This is a genomic window from Sphingomonas sp. CFBP 13603, from assembly GCF_014892665.1.
Lineage (GTDB): Bacteria > Pseudomonadota > Alphaproteobacteria > Sphingomonadales > Sphingomonadaceae > Sphingomonas.
The window spans coordinates 46,394-65,484 of the sequence record NZ_JADBIA010000006.1 but is presented as its reverse complement, the minus strand read 5'-3'; the positions used below and the strand labels follow the sequence as shown (position 1 = coordinate 65,484).

At 62.3% G+C, this 19,091-nt stretch carries 17 protein-coding genes; 8 read left to right on the top strand and 9 right to left on the bottom strand.

Annotated elements, in window-relative coordinates:
* Positions 1-113 precede the first annotated feature (113 nt).
* Both IFR23_RS11245 and IFR23_RS20540 read right to left on the bottom strand, forming a co-directional pair.
* Positions 114-482, bottom strand: a complete 369-nt coding sequence (locus IFR23_RS11245; RefSeq protein WP_192975987.1) for a DUF2306 domain-containing protein — start codon at positions 480-482, stop codon at positions 114-116.
* 107 nt (positions 483-589) lie between these two features.
* Entirely contained in the window at positions 590-1,324 is a 735-nt protein-coding gene (locus IFR23_RS20540; RefSeq protein ID WP_192975986.1) for a LytTR family transcriptional regulator DNA-binding domain-containing protein, read from the bottom strand.
* A gap of 350 nt (positions 1,325-1,674) precedes the next feature.
* Here IFR23_RS20540 and IFR23_RS11235 point away from each other — a divergent pair, with 350 nt between their 5' ends.
* Positions 1,675-2,706 (top strand): DUF5694 domain-containing protein, encoded by a 1,032-nt coding sequence (locus IFR23_RS11235; RefSeq protein ID WP_244655617.1) that lies wholly within the window; start codon positions 1,675-1,677, stop codon positions 2,704-2,706.
* Between the two features lie 339 nt (positions 2,707-3,045).
* Here IFR23_RS11235 and IFR23_RS11230 read toward each other — a convergent pair whose 3' ends face one another.
* The 3 genes from IFR23_RS11230 to dinB all read right to left on the bottom strand — a co-directional run bounded on the left by IFR23_RS11230 (position 3,046) and on the right by dinB (position 5,899).
* Positions 3,046-4,068: an IS110 family transposase gene (locus tag IFR23_RS11230; protein ID WP_132737998.1), complete on the bottom strand. Its 1,023-nt coding sequence runs from the start codon at positions 4,066-4,068 to the stop codon at positions 3,046-3,048.
* A 140-nt stretch (positions 4,069-4,208) separates the two neighbouring features.
* Complete coding sequence (locus tag IFR23_RS11225; protein ID WP_192975985.1) at positions 4,209-4,808, bottom strand: alpha-ketoglutarate-dependent dioxygenase AlkB; 600 nt, start codon at positions 4,806-4,808, stop codon at positions 4,209-4,211.
* A complete protein-coding gene (dinB, locus tag IFR23_RS11220) occupies positions 4,805-5,899 on the bottom strand; it encodes a DNA polymerase IV (RefSeq protein ID WP_192975984.1) in 1,095 nt (364 codons plus the stop codon). The genes IFR23_RS11225 and dinB overlap by 4 nt, the downstream gene beginning before the upstream one ends.
* A 314-nt stretch (positions 5,900-6,213) precedes the next feature.
* On the opposite strand from dinB, the gene IFR23_RS11215 reads away from it, so the two are divergent.
* The 6 genes from IFR23_RS11215 to IFR23_RS11195 all read left to right on the top strand — a co-directional run bounded on the left by IFR23_RS11215 (position 6,214) and on the right by IFR23_RS11195 (position 12,697).
* A complete protein-coding gene (locus tag IFR23_RS11215) occupies positions 6,214-8,445 on the top strand; it encodes a TonB-dependent receptor domain-containing protein (protein ID WP_192975983.1) in 2,232 nt (743 codons plus the stop codon).
* Between the two features lie 73 nt (positions 8,446-8,518).
* The gene (locus IFR23_RS11210) at positions 8,519-9,943 is read left to right on the top strand and encodes a M20/M25/M40 family metallo-hydrolase (protein WP_192975982.1); all 1,425 of its coding nucleotides are present in this window, start codon (positions 8,519-8,521) and stop codon (positions 9,941-9,943) included.
* A 283-nt stretch (positions 9,944-10,226) separates the two neighbouring features.
* Positions 10,227-10,796 (top strand): alpha/beta hydrolase, encoded by a 570-nt coding sequence (locus IFR23_RS20435; protein ID WP_192975981.1) that lies wholly within the window; start codon positions 10,227-10,229, stop codon positions 10,794-10,796.
* Between the two features lie 195 nt (positions 10,797-10,991).
* Positions 10,992-11,882 carry a fatty acid desaturase gene (locus tag IFR23_RS11200; RefSeq protein ID WP_192975980.1) on the top strand — a complete coding sequence of 297 codons (891 nt, stop codon included), beginning with the start codon at positions 10,992-10,994 and terminating at the stop codon, positions 11,880-11,882.
* A complete protein-coding gene (locus IFR23_RS20210) occupies positions 11,879-12,037 on the top strand; it encodes a hypothetical protein (protein ID WP_244655615.1) in 159 nt (52 codons plus the stop codon). The genes IFR23_RS11200 and IFR23_RS20210 overlap by 4 nt, the downstream gene beginning before the upstream one ends.
* Before the next feature lie 72 nt (positions 12,038-12,109).
* A complete protein-coding gene (locus tag IFR23_RS11195; protein WP_342344938.1) occupies positions 12,110-12,697 on the top strand; it encodes a phosphate/phosphite/phosphonate ABC transporter substrate-binding protein in 588 nt (195 codons plus the stop codon).
* Positions 12,698-12,802: 105 nt separating this feature from the next.
* Here IFR23_RS11195 and IFR23_RS11190 read toward each other — a convergent pair whose 3' ends face one another.
* From IFR23_RS11190 to def, 3 genes are read right to left on the bottom strand one after another with little or no spacing between them, the layout of a single operon-like run.
* Complete coding sequence (locus IFR23_RS11190) at positions 12,803-13,657, bottom strand: TauD/TfdA dioxygenase family protein (RefSeq protein ID WP_342344937.1); 855 nt, start codon at positions 13,655-13,657, stop codon at positions 12,803-12,805.
* Positions 13,658-13,668: 11 nt separating this feature from the next.
* Positions 13,669-14,946: an APC family permease gene (locus IFR23_RS11185; RefSeq protein ID WP_192975978.1), complete on the bottom strand. Its 1,278-nt coding sequence runs from the start codon at positions 14,944-14,946 to the stop codon at positions 13,669-13,671.
* Positions 14,946-15,488, bottom strand: a complete 543-nt coding sequence (gene def / locus IFR23_RS11180) for a peptide deformylase (protein ID WP_192975977.1) — start codon at positions 15,486-15,488, stop codon at positions 14,946-14,948. The genes IFR23_RS11185 and def overlap by 1 nt, the downstream gene beginning before the upstream one ends.
* 210 nt (positions 15,489-15,698) lie before the next feature.
* Here def and IFR23_RS11175 point away from each other — a divergent pair, with 210 nt between their 5' ends.
* Positions 15,699-18,092: a TonB-dependent receptor gene (locus IFR23_RS11175; protein WP_244655614.1), complete on the top strand. Its 2,394-nt coding sequence runs from the start codon at positions 15,699-15,701 to the stop codon at positions 18,090-18,092.
* 211 nt (positions 18,093-18,303) lie between these two features.
* Here IFR23_RS11175 and IFR23_RS11170 read toward each other — a convergent pair.
* Positions 18,304-19,061, bottom strand: a protein-coding gene (locus IFR23_RS11170; RefSeq protein WP_192975976.1) for an IS5 family transposase whose coding sequence is annotated in 2 segments (ribosomal slippage) — positions 18,304-18,734 and positions 18,734-19,061 — 759 coding nt in all. Because the reading frame shifts where the segments join, the coding sequence is not laid out codon by codon here.
* Between the last annotated feature and the right edge of the window lie 30 nt (positions 19,062-19,091).

Below are 19,091 nucleotides of genomic sequence, written 5' to 3'. Positions count from 1 at the left end.
TGTAGCGGTTAGGCGCGTCCGCACTAGCCAACCACCGGCGCCGAACAGCGCGAGGTTCAGTGCGATCATCAGAGGCCAGTGACTTCGCGGGTCGCTGATCCGGCTGACGCCCATCATTGGATTGACCAGCAGTTCGGTGACGAACGCATCCACAGGCCGACATAGTTCATTGCCATCCGTCGCTGGTGGGTGACAAGATCATCAGGCTCGCGCATCCGGCGCCAACTACGTAGCGCCAGCAGACCCATTGCCAACGTCGCGAGATTGACGAGCGCGATAACGTGAAAGACGTTGGGCCGCCCCGTGAGGTCGTACATCGACAATGCAGTACCGTTGATCGCGAGGATCGCGGCGGCATAGACCGTGCCTACGCGCCTGTGTCGCTTTGTCCCTTTGGGCAACATCAATACGACGGCGCCGCTGACTAGCGCCACGCTTCCCATCGCGACATGCGCCGCGCCGATTGCCGATATCCTACCCATTGTCCGTTCCCAATCCCAGATCCAGGAGACGTGATGGTCAATAGACCGCGGTCGGGTAAGGTGTGATTGCGCCGGAAAGCCTCCGATTTCGCGAAACCGGTTTGGCGTTACGCGAGTCCGCCGCGCTCCAGCCAGCCACGCGCTCGACACAGCGCGACGCTTGTCTCGCTGACCGGCACGCGTGACCCGTCGGCGAGGTGAAGCGACCAGCGCCGCCCGGTTCGCTCACTGCCCGTAATGGCGGAGTCTGCGACCCAGGCTCCCCGGTGGACCTGCGCGCCCCGCACGTCGGCGAGGTCGCCGACTGCATCGCGGAAGCGATAATGCACCAGCAGCGCGCCCCCACCGCGCACGGAAAGGCGGCAGTAATGATCTTCGGCGCGAACCGACAGGAGGTCTGCCGGGTCTATGCCAGCGCGGGCGAGAATGCCGAAACTCGTGGTCGGCGTCGCTGGCGAGTGAGCAGCGTCTTCCACGTCACTGTCTTGCCTGGCCGGGGTATGCCGTGCCCGCGTGGCGCGGAGTAGGACCATGACGAAGCCTGTAACCAGCAAACCATAGACGAACGGTCTCGAGTCCACTGAGGCGTCGCCCCGCCCCATCAGGCGGTAGAGCAGCGGCACCTCGATCGCGAGCAGCAAGTTAAGGAAAAGGGCACCTAGCGCCATCCGCCCGGCATGGTCACGCGTCCCCGGCAGCGATCGTCGCCAAACGGACCAGCCGAACATGTTAACGCCGACCAGTGCGCCCCAGAAAGCGAGGCCGAGCGCAAATCCGAACGCTGTAGAGACACCAAAGGCGTCGACGATCGTGAGAATGATTGTGATGCCTAACCAGATCACCGGTGGCATTCCGCCTGGCGTCCCAACGGTTGCAGATCGTATCCTGGCGGACCCTGTCACTTAATCCTGCACCCCGGATAGCTTATGGTGGCCGTTTAGACGTGCCATTCGCTGACGTCGATGGTTTTGCCACGACACCGGTTCGGCGGGCGGGCCTGATCTTCGGTAAACGGGTTTTGGTAACGGGCTCCCTCCCCAATCCGGTCAGATTGCTCTTTCCCTCATTGGGAGCCGCCAGCAACGCTTCCCTGATCGCCCTTGCTGTATTAGGTGAGTGTCACAGCTGCATCGAAGGGTCAAAAATGCGTTGGTTGTCGAGGTTCATAGTAACGATCGCGGCGGTATCAGGCATGTCGGCCGCGGTGGCGCAGACGTACCACCCCTTCGACACAAGCCGGTTGAAGGGACCGCGGTCCGGACCGCAGAACCAGCTGCTCGTGCTTGGGAGCACGCACCTTTCTGACATGCCTGCAACGTTCCGACCTGAACAACTGGGTCCGGTCCTCGACAAGCTGGCGGCGTGGCGTCCACAGGCGATCGCGATCGAGGCGGTGTCTGGGTCTCAGTGCGATTTCATGCGGCACTACCCAGAACGCTACAAAGACAGCGTCGAAAGCTACTGCTGGGACTCGGTACCCGCCGCCAAAGCTACGGGGTTGGACGTGCCAGCGGCAACGGCCGCCTGGAACCAGCTGCTCGCGACCTGGCCCTCAGCGCCTTCGCCTGCCGACCGACGTCGCCTCGCCGCCTTGTTCCTTGCTGGCGGCGAGAGCGCCAGCGCGCTGGTTCAGTGGCTTCGCCTCCCCGAGAACGAGCGTCACGCCGGCGAGGCCCTTGATACTGCATTAGTCGCGAGGCTCGAACGCCTCCGCACTCGGAACGACGAGAGCTTGCTAATCGCAGCCGCCTTGGCTGCCCGGCTCGGGCTTGAGCGCGTGTACGCGATGGACGATCACACTGCCGACGCGCCGGTTGCCGACGAGAAAGGCTACGAAGCTGTCATCTCTAAAGCGTGGGACAACGCCGCCATGGCCAAGCGCAAGGTAAGAGATGAGGCGCTGACCGCCCGGCTCGGGCAGCCCGGCGCGATGCTTGCGATGTACCGTGACTACAATCGGGCTGACCAAGCGAAGCTCATATTTACCAGCGACTTCGGCGCTGCCTTAGAAGAGCCGTCGGCAGACCGTTTTGGCCGTGGCTATGTCGGCTATTGGGAAACGCGCAACCTGCGCATGGCCTCAAACATCCGTGACATGTTTGCGGTGCAACCAGGTATCCGCGGGCTTATCGTCGTTGGCGCCTCGCATAAGCCATACCTTGAACGCTACCTCGACCAGATGCACGACATGACGGTCATCAACGCCGAGGCGGTGCTTCGCTAAACCGCGCGCCTTGGTTGCTGATAGGTGGCGGCAATACGAAAGGTCGCGAGGTCATCATAAACCTCAGAGACCCATGTGTGGACGGCCCTCCGTTGGCAAGCTTGAACAGTCGCGTTGCAATGCTGGTTGGTGCGGCCATGTGTCCGACCTGTTAGTGCGGCTCATAGCGCCGCTGGCCATAATGCCATTCGCGCGGTTCGGGTCCCGATCAGTTATACGCGCTTGATGCGCTTGGGTCTTTGTGGGTTTTCCCGATCCGGCGGTTCAACCGGCTTGTTGCATTAGCTCCTATCCGCCCTTTCCAACCTCGTCCGGTGCGGTCGCCCGCCCCGTATTCTGTTACACGATCTGCGGCTCGCGATACCGTTCGCCACTGGCCATCATCGCCCAGATCATGCGGGCGTTCTTGTTGGCTAGCGCGACCGCGGCGACCTTGGCCTTCCGCCTGGCAAGCAGTTGCACGAGCCAGGGCCGCTTGGCCCCGTTCCGCTCGGCATAGCGCACGACTGCCATAGCGCCGACGATCAGCATCTGACGCAGATATTGGTGGCCTGCCTTCGTGATGCTGCCCAGCCGCTCCTTTCCACCGCTCGAGTTCTGCCGTGGCACCAAGCCGATCCAGGCAGCCAGGTTGCGGCCCGAGCGGAAGATCGCGGGGTCAGGAACCGTGGCGACGATGGCGCTGGCGAGCAGTGGACCCACGCCGGGTATCTCCATCAGCCGGCGACCGAGCTCGGTCTCGCGTGCGCTCGCCAGGATGCGACGATCGTTCTCGAGGATCTGCTCCTTTACGATGCGCAGCTGCGCTGCCAGCATCTCCAGGCAGAACCGCGCATCGGCCGGTACGCGCTCATCGGTAGGATCAGCGATCACGTCGAGGAGCTGCTCGATGCCGTTTCTACCAATTGGCGCCGCAATCCCGAACTCGGCCAAATGCGCCCGCATCGCGTTCGACAGCTGCGTGCGCTGGCGGTTTAGGATCAGGCGGACACGATGGAGCATCATCGCGCTCTGCTGCTCGGGCGACTTGATCCCGACGAAGCGCATGGTCGGCCGGGTCACTGCCTCGCAGATCGCCTCGGCATCCGCCGCATCGTTCTTGCCTCGCTTGACGTACGGCTTCACGTATTGCGCCGGCATCAGCTTCACGTCATGCCCAAGCGCGACCAGCTCGCGCGCCCAGAAGTGTGATGTCGCACACGCCTCAATGCCGATCAGACACCGGGGCAGCTTGGCGAAGAACTTCAACATCCGCCCACGCGTCAGACGCTGGCGAACAACCGCTGCGCCATCAGCATCCACTCCGTGCACCTGAAACACGTTCTTCGCGATATCCAGACCGATCGTTGTGACGTTTCCCATCGTGACTCTCCTTCGACTCTCCGCAGGACATACTGCTTGAGGGTTGGAGAGCCGTCCACGTCATCAGTTGTGGACATTTGCGGGTGACTTTCCGCCGTCCGATTTCGGACATTCGTTAATCAGATACGGCATGTTACGATCTAACAGCGGGAGATGGGTTCTCCAGCCAAAATCTTTCGCCCGATTATAGACAGGCTGCGGAATGTGATCGACCACCGGGGTCGATCCATCTCGACAATACTGTGTTCCCAGTCATGGCGAGCAGCTCCGCTTAAATGGTAAGCGGCGCGGGGATCGAGCGGGGCATTAGCCCGCTCGAAGCCACCTTTGCACCGACGTCTGAAGCGCATCGTCGCTGGCTCGCCGAGCGATATGGCGATGACATCCTCATAGACCGGTCGATCACGGTGCCAGCCGATGCCTGCACCAGGATCATACCGGATCAACAGTGCCTGAACGAGAAAGGTCGAGTCCAGCTGGGCAAAACGTGCCGCGCGATCCCTGATCGAAAGCAGCCAATCGGGAAGCGGTTCGGCAGCCACCGGATGTCCCACCTCGAAACCGTAACTCCAGCCGAATGACGTGGTGTGGCGCTTGCTGGTCCAGCCCTGGAACTTGAACGGGGTCGGATCGGTCGCGTCGATCCGCGCGATCAGTGCCCGCTCCTCGTCCCGATCGAGGAAGTCGGGACACGCATGCAGCCCCGGCAGTACGGGCATATCGAACAGGTCGAGCATCATGCCGCTGTGGCCTTTGCGAAGATCGGCAATTGCTCCACCTCTGCCGCCGTCGCTTCGGCAAAGTTCGACACCGTTACGCCGACCAGCCTGACGCCCTTGGCCGCGGGAAAGACCGAGCGCACGAGATCGATCGCAGCCTGGCGCAACTGGTCGTGGGTCGTCACGACAGCCGGTTGGCTGCGGCTTCGCGTGATTTGCTGAAAATCGGCGTATTTGATTTTAACGGTGACCGTCCGGCCGAACGCTCGGCGCCGTTCGCACCAGTTCCAGACATCGTCCGCCATCCGCAGCACCCCGTTTTCGATCTCGCTCTCGTCCGTCAGATCGCGGTCGAACGTCGTTTCCGAACCTGACGACTTACGAACCCGGTTCGGATTGACGCAACGCGTGTCCCGCGCACGAGCGATGCCGTAATACCATTCGGCGGAACTGCCGAAATGCCGCCGCAGGAAGTCCAGCGACTGTGCGCGAAGATCGGCTCCCGTCTCGATACCGAGCCGCTTCATCTTGGCCGCGGTGACAGGACCGACGCCGTGAAACCGGGCGACCGCCAACGTTTCGACCCAGGCCGGCCCCATGTCCGGAGTGACCGCAAACTGACCGTTCGGCTTTCGGTGATCGGACGCGATCTTGGCAAGGAACTTGTTGTACGAAATCCCCGCGGATGCCGTCAGTCCGGTCTCGCGGAATATGTCCGCACGGATGGCTTTCGCGGTGAGCCACGCCGTCGGCAGGCCCACCTTGTTGTCGGTGACATCGAGATAAGCCTCGTCCAGCGATAACGGCTGGATCAAGGTCGTGTAGCGCGAGAATACCGCGTGAATTTGTCGAGACACCTGCTGGTAAACCTGGAAGCGTGGCGGCACGAATATCAGGTTCGGACAGCGACGTTGTGCCGTCACCGAAGGCAAGGCGGACTTTACCCCGTATTCGCGCGCCTCGTAGCTGGCGGCCGCGACGACGCCACGAGCCCCCGCGTGACCGACCGCAACCGGCTGGCCTCGGAGCGCCGGATTGTCCCGCTGCTCCACAGAGGCAAAGAAGGCGTCCATATCGACGTGAATGATCTTGCGGCTGAGCTCAACGACCATGGTCGAGCGGAATATCGCAAAACGAACGAATGGGGAACACTATTTCTGGCGTGTGTATCCCACGCCGCGTCGTCAGCTCGAACGAGGCCTCGATCGGACAGGTTTGTGCAACATGGATTATCTTCGCCAGCTCCAATTCCATATCCCATTGAGCCACTAGGATTTGAGTCCATTCTCCCGGAGCGTGAGCCTGAAGAGGACACGCTGAAACGACAAATGGGGGCGGAATGCTAGTATCCGTGCGATCCGGCTTTTTAATTCTAACGACCGTAGCCCTGCCCTGCCCCTTGCTGGCGCAAACCGTTCCCGTGGACGTGCCATCAGCCCCCGCGCCTGCCGAAAGTGCGGATGCTTCCGGCGACATCGTCGTCACGGCGCTCCGTCGTCAATCGACGGTACAGACCACGCCAATCGCCATCTCGGCGCTGGGGGAAGGCCAGTTGGCCAAGCTCGGCGCGACGACCATTGCCGATATCATTCGGCAAGTCCCGGGACTGCAGCTGACGGAGAGCGATTCAGGACGCACGCGCGTTTCGATCCGCGGCGTTCAGGCGGCTGGCGAAAGCACTGTCGGACTGTATTACGGCGAGACGCCGCTGACCGGTCCTTCCGGGACGAATTCGGACCCCGCCGGTAACACGCCGAACCTCAATCTCTTCGATGTCGAACGCGTCGAAGTCCTGCGCGGTCCGCAAGGTACGCTCTACGGATCCGGATCGATGGGCGGCACCCTGCGCGTGCTGTTCAACCAGCCCGATGCGAGCAAATACGAAGGTACGGCGGAACTCCAGGCGACCACCACGCAGAATGGCGGTATTGGCTATTTCGCAAAGGGAGCGCTTAACGTCCCGATCATCGCGGACAAGCTCGCGCTGCGTGTCGTCGGCTACCGCGAGCGGCAGGGCGGTTATGTCGACTACACGCTGCTCGACCGGAAGAACACCAACCGCGCGACGCTCGAAGGCGGTCGCGTCATGCTGGGCTTCACGCCGAGCGACGATGTTTCCATCACCGCGACCGCGTTGCTGCAGACCCAGAATATCGATGGCACCGCGCAGTATAACTCGGTCCTCGGGCCGTTCCGCGCGGACTTCCAGATATTCCAGCCGTGGCATGACAAGTTGCAACTCTACAACGGCGTCGGGAGGTTCAATCTCGGCTTCGCGACCCTGACGACCAGCGCGTCCTGGTATCGCTGGAACGTGGAGAGCACCAACGACAACAATGCCGCGTTCGCCAGCGTGGTTTCGGGCGCACGGTGGTGCCCGCTCTATACCCGCGTCGCCCTGGGCATTCCGACGACGACCTGTACCCCTGCACAACGTACCGCGTATCAGGCCTATGCCCGGTCGAAGGCGCCGTTCGGTGCCTATCAGCCGCGCTATGTCCGGAATTTCATCCAGGAAGCACGGCTCGGCTCGAACGGGAATGGCCCACTCAGCTATACCGTCGGCGTGTTCCACGAGGATCGCTTCGACCGCGTAGACACCCTGCCCTTTGCCGGCGACCCGGTCAGCGGCGGGCAGCGCGATCCGGTCGACAATCTGGGCGGTCGCAACATCCTGACCAGCGTCAAGCAGACCGCGTTCTTCGGCGAGGTCGGCTACCGGTTGCTGTCGCCGCTGACCCTGACGGTCGGTCTGCGCCACTTCGATTATACCAAGACCGTTGGCGGCGAGTATCTCGGCTACAATTTCACCAACGGCCAAGAACCGCGCCCCTATGAGGAAACCAAGGCCAACGCCAAGGGCTGGGTGAAAAAGTTCAACGCCGAACTCCGTGTCACGCGTGATGCGCTGATCTATGCCAACGCCGCGCAGGGGTTTCGTCCCGGCGGCGCCAACAACATTCCCAATCTGCCGGCGCAATATCTCGTCTACCGTCCGGACTCGCTGTGGAATTACGAGCTCGGCGCGAAGACGTCGTGGTTTGATCGGAAGGCGACGCTCAACGTCGCGATCTATCGGACCGACTGGGACGAGGTACAGACCTCGGTATCGACGCTTCAGCAGGGCGGTGGCAATTTCAACTTCATCTACAATCTCGCCGGCGTTCGGGTCGAGGGTGTCGAGGTCGAAGCAAGCGTTCGCCCGGTCCGCCACCTCAGCATCAATGGCAGCGTCAACTACAACGACGCCAAGCTGACCTCGGACCAGATCGATTCCACTGGGTTCATCAATGCTCCCGGCCGCACCGGCGATACGCTGGCGTACATCCCGAAGACGACGGCGTCGGCTGGTGTCGAGTATTTCCCGCCCCTGACGGATACGCTGACGGGTCTGGTACGGTTCGACTGGACCTATACCGGGCGGATGAACACCGAATTGCGAGAGACCAATGCGTTCTATCGCGAGATCGGCAAGTTCAGCATCTTCAACGCGCGCATCGGCGTCGATGCGCAGAACGGGCTTGCTGTTTCGCTGTTCGCGAACAACGTCTTCAACAAATACGGCCTGAACCGGGTTGCCTCCGCGACCGGCGTACCGGACTATTACGTCAGTTCCCGACCCCGGACGATCGGTATCAACGCCCGAAAGAGCTTCTGAAGACAACCTGCCGGGTCGACTGCGTCACCGTTCCCGGCACTTTATCCAATCTCATCGACCAGGAAGACATAGCATGAAGCACATTGCGCCTGCCCTGATGGCGACCGTCGCCCTGACCCTGCCGCTTGCTGCGACCGCTCAGGGAGCGGGGGAACGTCCCGATCGAACGGCCTTTCGAAGCCTTTACAAGGAACTGGTCGAGACGAACACGACCTCGTCGGTCGGCGACTGCACGAAGGCCGCGCAGCAGGTTGCGGCCCGGCTCCGCACGGCCGGCTTCATTGACCGCGATCTCACAATGTACGTGCCGGACGGCCGCCCTCGCGACGGAGGCCTCGTGGCGACCTACGCAGGATCGAACGCCAAGGAGCCGGCGCTGCTCTTGCTCGCGCATATCGACGTCGTCGAAGCCAAGCGCGAGGACTGGGTCCGCGACCCGTTCACGCTGATCGAGGAGGACGGCTATTTCTACGCGCGCGGTAGCAGCGACGACAAGGCTCAGGCTGCGATCTTCTCGGACACGCTGATCCGCTGGAAGCAGTCGGGGTTCAAGCCACGCCGTACAGTGAAGCTCGCGCTGACCTGCGGCGAGGAAGGGACGAACGAACGCGTGCTGAACGGTGCCGGCTGGCTGGTCGACAACCGGCCAGAACTGGTCAAGGCGGGGTTCGCGTTCAACGAAGGCGGCGGTGGCCGAACGGCACCTGGCGGAGGCCCGGAGACGCTCGGCGTCCAAGTCTCGCAGAAATCGCCGCGCAACTTCATCCTGGAGGTTACCAACCGCGGCGGACACAGTTCGCAGCCGCAACCCGACAATGCGATCTATCGCCTGGCTACGGCTCTTACCAAGGTCAGCACGCTGCAATTTCCAGTGAACCTCAACCCGGTGTCGAAGGCGTATCTGGCACAGGCGGGGGCCCTGCGAAAGGATGCCGTCGGGGTTGCAATGGTCCAGCTTGCGAAGGAACCTGACGACGCGAAGGCGGCCGCGCTGGTATCGTCGGACCTAAGCTTGAATCCGCTGCTACGCACCACCTGCGTGGCGACCCTGATCGAAGGCGGGCATGCCGCCAATGCCCTGCCCCAGCGCGTCACCGCCTCGATCAACTGTCGGATCGCTCCTGGCGAAACTGCGGATCAAACCAAGGCCGCCATCGAGCAGGTTATCGCCGACCCGCAGGTCAAAGTGCTTCGCAGCAAGATCCAGGAACGTCCCGTAGCGGTGACCCCGCCACTGGACCCCGCGATCCTGAAACCGATCGCGGCGATCGGCGCCAAGCATTTCCCGGGCATCCCAGTCATCCCGACACAGTCGGCAGGAGCAACGGATGCAACATACCTGAGCAAGCTGAACATCCCGACCTATGGCATTCCCGGGCTGTGGAACGATCCTGCTACGGCCGGCACGCATGGGCTGAACGAGCGCATCTCGACTGATGCCCTGTACCGTGGCCGCGACTATATCTACGATCTCGCGACCTACTTCGCATCGCACTGAGAGACAGAAGATCCAACGTGAACGGGTCAGCGCAACACGTTCACGTTCACAGTTCGAACTAGAGCGAGACGGAGGTTTTTTTCTCGCTCCGTTATTTGATGAGAAGGGAGAATGCGCCGCTTAAAATGACTTGCCGCATGGGACGGTATTTCGCATGAAATCTGATCGCTCTGATTTCGACCGAAACCCAAGATAGAACGGCTTGGCGCGTATCTGAGAAGCTGCGTTGCACCGTCGACCGGAAGAAGGCAGCTTACGCATTCACGGAAAGGGAGACCGGATTGTGTCTGTTGCTGTCCTAGATAGCCATCGGCTGACGCTCATCGCGCTCGTTCCCGAAAAGGCCGCCTCTATATTCGGGCGTTTTCGGGAGTTTCCCCGGTTTGGCGATCCGCAGCATATCGCTGTTCGCAGCCGTACCGCTTCTGAGCGAACGGCGCTGGCGGCGCGGATCGATGCCGCCGTATCGGCGTCTGATCGTGCCGTCATGCTCCTGGCGCAGGGCAGCGCCTGCGCGGCCGCCGCATGGTGGGCGCGACTCTCACCGAAAGCCTATACCGCGAACGTTGCCGGCGCCTTGTTGGTCGCCCCCGAAGGCACGAGCTTGGACCAACGTAACTTCGCGGCGCCAAAAATCGGCTTGCCCTTCCCATCGATCGTCGTCGGCGCCGATGACGAAGCGCAGCGCCTGGGCGTGGAATGGGGCAGTCGCCTCATCGATGGCCCACTCCTGAACGCTGCGACGGCGCCGACCAACCGCCTCCGCGCCATCATCGAACGCTTTACCTCGGCTGTCGTCGAGCGCGACGTCGTTGCCGCGTATCGCATCATCCAGGCGATCGGGGACGCCTAGCTGGACGCCGGCTGCCCAGTAAGACCTGCCGAACGTCAGGCAATGTGAGCGCTCTGTCGAAGATCATACTTCGTGTTTGGGGTTGGCGAGCCCGCGTATCCTCGTGACGAAGCAAACCTATCCCAGCCGCGCACCTTTGCTTGCTTTAAATTCCTATCACTCTGGGGGATGTTAGCATCAGCCAAGGAGTTGGATATGCGTAATCTCTTCGCAAGGATGTCCGTCATCGAGTGGCCCACGCTCACGGTCGCGGTGCTGATCTACGCCAGCTGGATCGCGCTTACCGCGTTTCACGCGCAGGTTCCGCTGCCCGTACTTATCGTCCTCGGCGGATGGTTTATCGCCTGGCAGGGATCGCTGCAGCACGAGACGATCCATGGCCATCCGACCGGGATTGGCCGGATCGACAGCGCGATCGGATTTGCCCCCTTGTCGCTCTGGCTGCCGTATCGGCTGTATCGCCGAAGCCATATTGCGCATCACGGTGCCGAGGTGATCACCGATCCCCGACACGATCCTGAATCGCGCTACCATCTATCCCGACACGACGCCCTGATCGCCTCGCTACAATCGACTGTGGTTGGCCAGATGATCTTCGGCCCGGCATTGTCGATCGGACGATTCCTGTTCGGCGAGACCCGCCGCGCCGTTCGCAACCCCGTTGCCGTCGCGCGGGACTGGGTGCCGCATCTGCTCGGCGTAGCTGCGATCCTGTGGTGGCTGGATCATGTCGGACTGAGCCTCGCCAGGTATGTGCTGGCATTCGTCTATCCGGGCACCGCGCTGACGATGCTGCGCTCCTATGCCGAGCATCGCGCCGACCTCACGAGTCCCGGACGCGCCGCCATCGTCGAGCGCGGCGGCCTGTTCGCGCTGCTGTACCTCAACAACAATCTTCATGCCGCGCATCACGAACGTCCGGGGCTCCCCTGGTATCGCCTCCCGTCCTATCACAGCAGCCACCGTGACCGGTTCGTGGCGCAAGGCGCGCCCGTCTATCGCGGCTATGGTGAGATCGTCCGGCGTTTCGCGTTTCGATCGCATGACGACATGCTGCATCCCGGTGCACGGCAACATACCGCATGACCCGTTTGGTCGCATCGCTCGGAATGTACGATCATCCGGCGCAGCAGCCCGCCAACGACCGGATCTGGTCCGCGATCGTCCGCATCCTGCGCAAACGGGGGGTCGACGGCGTGCCGGACGTCCTCGACCGCACGCGCCACGTCCATGATCTCTAGCGGGACCCGAACCTGCTGTTCGGGCAGGCGTGCGGCTACCCGCTGATCGCCGACGATAGCCTTGCTCTTCAAGTGATCGCCTTACCGATCTACGATATGCCGGGGTTCACAAGTAGCGACGCGACACATGCCAGCGTACTGGTGGCGCGCGCGAACGATGGACGGAGGTCGCTGGTCGACTACCGCGACACCCGCGCCGCGACCAACGATCCGCAGTCGAACACAGGCATGAACCTTTTCCGCGCGACGTTAGCGCCGATAGCCGAGACCAGTGCCTTCTTCGCTCGCGTTGTCCAGACAGGATCGCATCGCGGCAGCGTCGCGGCGATCGCCGCAGGGAACGCGGATATCGCGGCGATCGATATGTTCACCTATGCGGCGCTGGTGCGTCACGAACCAGATCTGACCGCCCCCCTCAAGATCGTTGCCCGTAGCCCGGCCTCTCCGACGCTGCCGTTCGTGACATCCGCTGCGACGAGCGTCGAGACCATCGCAGCGCTGCGACTAGCCTTGCAGGAAATCATGACGGACCCATGGCTGCCGGAGGCTCGAGCCAGCCTCGGGCTGGCGGGGATCGTCACCGCGAACCTCGACGCGCTGGCCCCGATCCACGCGCTGCAACAAACGGCGATCCGCTTCGGCTACCCGAACCTGCGATGACCACCCCGCCCCATCATCAGGCGGCTAATCTCGGTTGCGTCATTGGCAGCCTGTGCGGCGCCCGCCCTGCTTTGCAGCACATCGATGCTGGAAGCGAAGAAGCGTTCAGACCGGAATGTCACCGCGTATCGTTACGCGTTCCATCCTGCGGCGCGCAGGCCAATAGTCTGCGACGGGATAATGCTGCGTCGCTCGATTGTCCCAGATGACGACCGCGTTCGGCGACCATCTGAAGCGAACCTGATATTCGGGCACCTTGAACCGATCGAGCAGATACCCGAGCAACTCTCCACTCTCGGCCTCATCCATCCCGTCGATCTTACTGGTGAAGCTCGCGTTGACGAACAGGACCTTCTCCCCCGTCTCGGGGTGCACGCGGACGATCGGATGGTGCTGAGGCGGAAACTCTTGAGCAAACGCCGCCCGTCGCTCGGGCGCGATCCGGTCGCCGAAATCGAAGAGCAGGTCATGCGTTGCGGTCCGCCCTGCGATCCGGGATTTCACGTCGTCGGGAAGCCCAGCGTAGACAGCGGCGGCATCGGCCCACAACGTATCTCCACCAATCTCCGGGATTTCACGGGCGCGCAACACGGCCCCCATCGAGGGTGCGGCGCGGAAGGTTACGTCGGCATGCCACTTGTCGAGCGTCTGGAAGCGTTGGTTGCCGGCGTTGTCCTCGACGCGTCCCTCCGAACCGCGAATGTCGAGGATCTCGGGATATCCCGGCACATGCTTGATGACCGGATGCCCTTCGAGGTCGCCCCACACCCTGGCCAGCGTCAGATGCTGCTCGTGGGTGAGATCGAGATGTCGAAAGAACAGGACCTTGTAGTGCAGCAGCAGATTACGAAGAGCCGCCGCCACTTGGGCATCGATCGATCCGTCGATGCGCAAGCCGGAGATCTCCGCACCCAGGACCGGACCGGATGGCGCAACCGATAGGCCCGTAGTGTTGGTCACACCCGCTGGAATCAGCGTTTCCCGTTCGATATCAGCCAAAGCAATCCTCCAACGACGATCAGAACACCCAGCCGCGCAAGCTCGGCCGATGCCACAACGAGCAGCGCCCCACACACCAGGATCACGCAGGTGGCGACTGCCGCTCCAAGCGGCAAGTGAAAGCGCGCTTCCGGAATGCCGCGCTGGCGACGAAGACGGAGCAGCGCCGCGGCGCACCCCATGAAGATCAACAACCGCGATGCGCTTGACGCTGCGATGCCCGTAACGAAATCGCCTCCGAGCGCCAGAAAAACGGCGACGATGCCCGTCGTCACGATGGCCACGTCCGGCGTCCCCCTGCCTGACGCGATGCGGCCGAATATCGCCGGCAATTGGCGGCTTTCCGACAGCGCGAGCATGAGGCGCGGCGCCGTGATCCATTGGCTGACGAGCGTACCGAGCACGATCACCGCCGCGGCAAGCTCGGCGCCGCGCGCGACCTCGCTCCCAAACAGACGACCGAGCAGATCTCCAACGGGACGCTCGCTCAGCGCAAGGTTCGGCACGCCGCGCCAGCATGCGGCGATCACGCCTGCATACAGCGCGGTGACCACCGCCATACCGGCAAGCAGGGCGAACGGAACTGCGCGGCGCGCGTCTACCACCTCACCTGCGACCGCTGTTGGCCGTTCGAACCCGACGAATGCGAAGAACATCAGGATCAGCGCCGTTACGGGCTGGGCGGCTGTAGTGGGTAAGGCAGCGGGAGCCGCTGATGCGGTAAGGCCGGCGATAGCCACCCCCCCTAGCAGTCCTAGCTTGAGGACGGTCAACGCACCGCTCGCGATGGCCGAGCGCCCCATGCCTGCACAGGTCAGGACGGTCAGTCCCAGTCCCGTACTGACTACTATCAAAGTGTGTGCGTCAGGTGCCACCATCGTTGCGAAGAGGTTGAGCAAAGACGCTGCAGCCAAGACGGTCGCCGCCCACAAGAGCCAGCCCGCCGCGAACCCCGCAACCGGACCGAAGGCCGCCGTGCAATATTCGACAGGGCCCCCGCTTCCGTCCATGCGGCTGCCAAGCTCCGCAAGGCATAGCGCGGCCGCTAACGCGAGGATGGCTGCACCGGCTACGACCCAGCCGGTCGAGGCGCCTGCAAGCGCGTAGACCTTGCCTGGCAGTCCGAGGATTCCTGCGCCGACGACGCAATTAATCGTAAGCGCCGTCAGCCCCCACCGTCCGAGCGAGCGAACGAGACCGACCCGGTCTGGACTGACGACCTCATTCGCGTCTTTCGAACCCGATCTCATCACCGATCCGTCTCGAGCGCGGCCAGGCCGCTGTCGGGGAACAAAGCGTCGGTGAACCCGAATTTCGTCATGTCGGCAATCCGCTGCGGATACAGCACGCCGTTCAGGTGATCGAGCTCGTGCTGGACGACCCGTGCGTGAAAACCCCGGGCCTCTCGTACGAGCTCGCGACCGTCCTCGCCGATGCCACGGTAACGAATGTGCGTCGAGCGGGGCACCGAACCTCGCAGACCCGGGATCGACAGGCATCCTTCCCACCCGTCTTCGGTCTCGTCGGTCAGGGTGTCGACCTGCGGGTTGATCAGCGTGGTCATGGGCACCGGCGGTTCTTTTGGATAGCGCGGGTTGTCGTCGAAGCCGAAGACCATGACGCGCAGCTCAACCCCGATCTGCGGCGCTGCCAGGCCGACGCCGTTTGCCGCAGCCATCGTATCGTGCATGTCAGCAATAAGCTTTCTCAACTTCGGGTCGGCGAGGTCGACCACCGGCCGCGCAATGCGGAGAAGGAGCGGATCCCCCATCTTCAATATCGGCCTGATCACAGCAACACCGCCAGCTTGGTGATCATTTCTCAGCCCTCATCTACTCGATTGTCTGCAACCTGATCTGCAGGATGAAAATCATGCCATGCCAGGCACCGAAAGCCGAGCGATGCAGCGCAAAACAAAAGCTCTGTCCACAATCCCCACCGTCAGCATAGGTATATCGCCATACAGGGCAAGCAGCGGCAAACGCTGACATAAAGGGGTATCATGGCAGCACATCCGTCATCGACGACGCGCGCGCTCTCGGCGCTTGCATTGGTTGCAGGCATGGCAGCTTCGCCAGTTACCGCGCAGTCGATCGCGCAGTCGCCCAACGCCGCTGAAGCCGCCCCTACGGACGACGTCGGCGAGATCACGGTCACCGCTCGCCGCCGGGAAGAGAGTCTGCTGACCACGCCGGTTTCCGCGACGGTCTTGTCGGGCAGGAACCTCGTCCAGCAGAACATCCGCAACTTCCAGGATCTGCGCGGCGCCGTGTCCAATCTCGAACTGGTACCCCTGTTGTCCGGCGGCACGAGCTTCACCATTCGCGGGATCGGACAGACGTTCAATCAGGTCAATTCGGACACAAAGGCCGGCTTCTACGTAGACGAGATGTACGTCAGCCGGCAGGAAGGCAACGACCTTTACTTCTACGACGTCGCGTCGCTGCAGGTCCTAAAAGGCCCGCAGGGAACGCTGTTTGGTAAGAACACGACGGCAGGCGCGGTGTTGCTCACGACGCAGCGTCCGACCGATCGGTTTGAAGGCTATGCGCAGGTCCGCGCTGGCAGCTTCAGGCGGATCGATACCGAGGGTGCGCTCAACGTGCCGCTGACCGATGACATCTATGCCCGGGCAAGCTTTCGCACGCAGAGCGTACGCGGCTATATCAAGCACGTTCTGGACGACGACCGCAGCGCGAACGTCAACAATCAGTCGGGCCGCCTTCAGCTGCGTGTCGACAAGGGCGGGCCCCTCACGATCGATCTGCTCGGCGAGTATAACCGGTCGAAGACCGATGGCGGCGCGACCATACCCGTCGGCTGCCTTTCCACGGCGGGATACATTCAAAACTACGATGCGCTGCACGCCGTCCCCTATTGCACCGCCTATCCCGTGCTCGGGAAGGATTACACCGTCTATGGCGGCGCCACTCTCCTTGCGCCTACGAGTGCGGCCGTGACTGGCATCGCGCGCGGTGGCGATGCGGGCGGTATTTCCCGCTATGCGGGCCGCGGCCCCTTCAACGACACCGACGCGACGACGCTAAACGGCCGTCTCGGCTACGATTTGGGCGGCGGTATCGCCCTGCATTCGATCACCGCGTATCGCCGCTCGCACGCCCAGTTCTACACGCCAGTGAACGACGCCCCGAATGACATCTACGCAGAGTATGATGACACGCGCAGCACGCAGTTCACGCAGGAGCTTACGATCGGCGGCACCGTGCTGAACGACCGCCTGACGTTTCTCGCGGGCGCCTTCTATTTCCAGCAGAAGACCGACTTCCTCCAGGATACCGGACCCGACTGGATCGATCCGCTTGGCTATGTGTACGACGCCTCGCTCAAGTATCGCAGCTACGCGGCCTTCGCGCAGGCGTCGTACAAGATCACGCCGAAACTCGAGGCGACTCTCGGCGGGCGTTACACCTATGATCGCAAAACGGGCTCCAGCTACGTCTTCTTCGCCGGGCGGGAGAACACGTTTCTCTACAACGGCGTGCCGACGCAGTGCGGCTATTTCAACGGCGACTTTCTCGGAGGCATCGCCAACTGCGGTGGTGCCCCATTCACAGCGCGCGATACCGATCACTGGGACGGCTTCGATCCGAAGCTTCAGCTTTCCTATCGCTGGTCCGACACGGTCTTCACCTATCTGACTGCCGCACACGGCTACAATTCCGGCGGCTTCAACCAGCAATTGGGCGGCCCTTCAGCCGACGGACGCTTCCCGTCTTCCTACGACCCCGAAAAGCTGTGGTCGTACGAAGCCGGCGTGAAGCTCGACCTTCTCGATAGGCGAGCAGTAATCAACCTTTCCGGCTTCTATCAGAAATACACCGACATCCAGGCGAGCGTGAACGTCCTGGTCGGCAACGTCTCTACGCGCCAGGTTCAGAGCGCGGCGTCTGCTCACGAGGCAGGGTTCGAAGGCGAATTCGTGCTGCGGCCGGTGCGGGATCTGACGGTACGGGGCAACGTCTCGTATCTGACGCAGGGCTATGACAGCATTCGCCCGAACGCCGTAACGTTAACGCTCGATACGCCGGTCAATTCCGCACCGAAATACACTTACAGCGCGGCCGTAGCCTATGATCTGCATGTTGGAGATGGGCTTGTGACACCCAGTGTCGACGTCCGCGGTGTCGGCAAGAAGCCCGCGTGCCAGTCAGGGGCCGACTATGTTTGCCGCTTGCCGGCTTATGCCTTGGTTGGATTCCGGCTCGACTATTCGCCTGACGCTGACGGGCGCTGGCGGATCGGCATTTACGGGACCAACGTCTTGGACAAGGTGACACAGCAGGCCCGTACGGGGTATTTCGGCGGCTTTGGCATCGACCGCTACACACCCGGTCGGCCGCAGGAGTTCGGTGTTGAAAGTTCGTTGCGGTTTTAAGGGGGGATGTCGACGAGCCCGGACCGAGCTCGCCAAGAGACCGCAATGTTCCATGACCCAGAAGTGGACATTCAGGCTACCCTCCTCGCTCCCCAGTTCCGGCCGTTCGTTCATTTCCGCGATATGGCCGCTTTCACGTGCGGCTAGGTGACGGGTGTTTCAGCTCCATCTACGCGGCTTGTTTCGCCCTCTTAGGGTCAGGCATCGTTGATCATAGCCAGAAGATGACGGTGGCGGCGAGAGCCACAGCGGAGAAGAAGACGGTCGGGCATCGGTCGTAGCGGGTGGCGACGCGACGCCAGTCCTTCAGACGACCGAACATAATCTCGATACGGTTCCGGCTTCGGTAGCGGCGCTTGTCGTATTTGACGGGCATGATCCAGGACTTTCGGCCCGGAATGCAGGGCGTTATGCCCTTTGCCTGAAGGGCGTCCCTGTAGCAGTCTGCGTCGTAGCCGCGATCGCCCAGCATCCACTGCGCCGCGGGTAGATCGTCGAGTAGCGCGGCAGCGCCGGTGTAGTCGCTGACCTGGCCAGCGGTCATGAAGAAGCTGAGCGGTCTACCGTCTGCATCGGTGACGGCGTGCAGCTTGGTGTTCATGCCCCCTTTGGTGGGTCCGATGAGGCGCCCAAGGCCCCCTTCTTAACCCGCCGGCTCGATGCTGTGCAGTGTGCTTTCAGGTAAGTTGCGTCAATCATGATCGTCTTGGGCGTGGCGCTCGCGGCAGCCAGCCCCTCCATTAAGCGGACGAAGACACCCCTTTCGCCCCACCGTTTCCACCGGTTGTAGAGCGTCTTGTGGGGGCCATACTCCTTGGGTGCATCGCACCAGCGCAGTCCGTTACGGTTGACGAAAACGATGCCGCTCAACACCCGCCGATCATCAACTCGCGGCTTGCCGTGGCTCTTTGGGAAATATGGCTCGAGCCGCGCCATCTGCTCGTCGGTGAGCCAGTACAGGTCGCTCATGCGCGGTCTCCTCACAGAGCCCGAATCAGA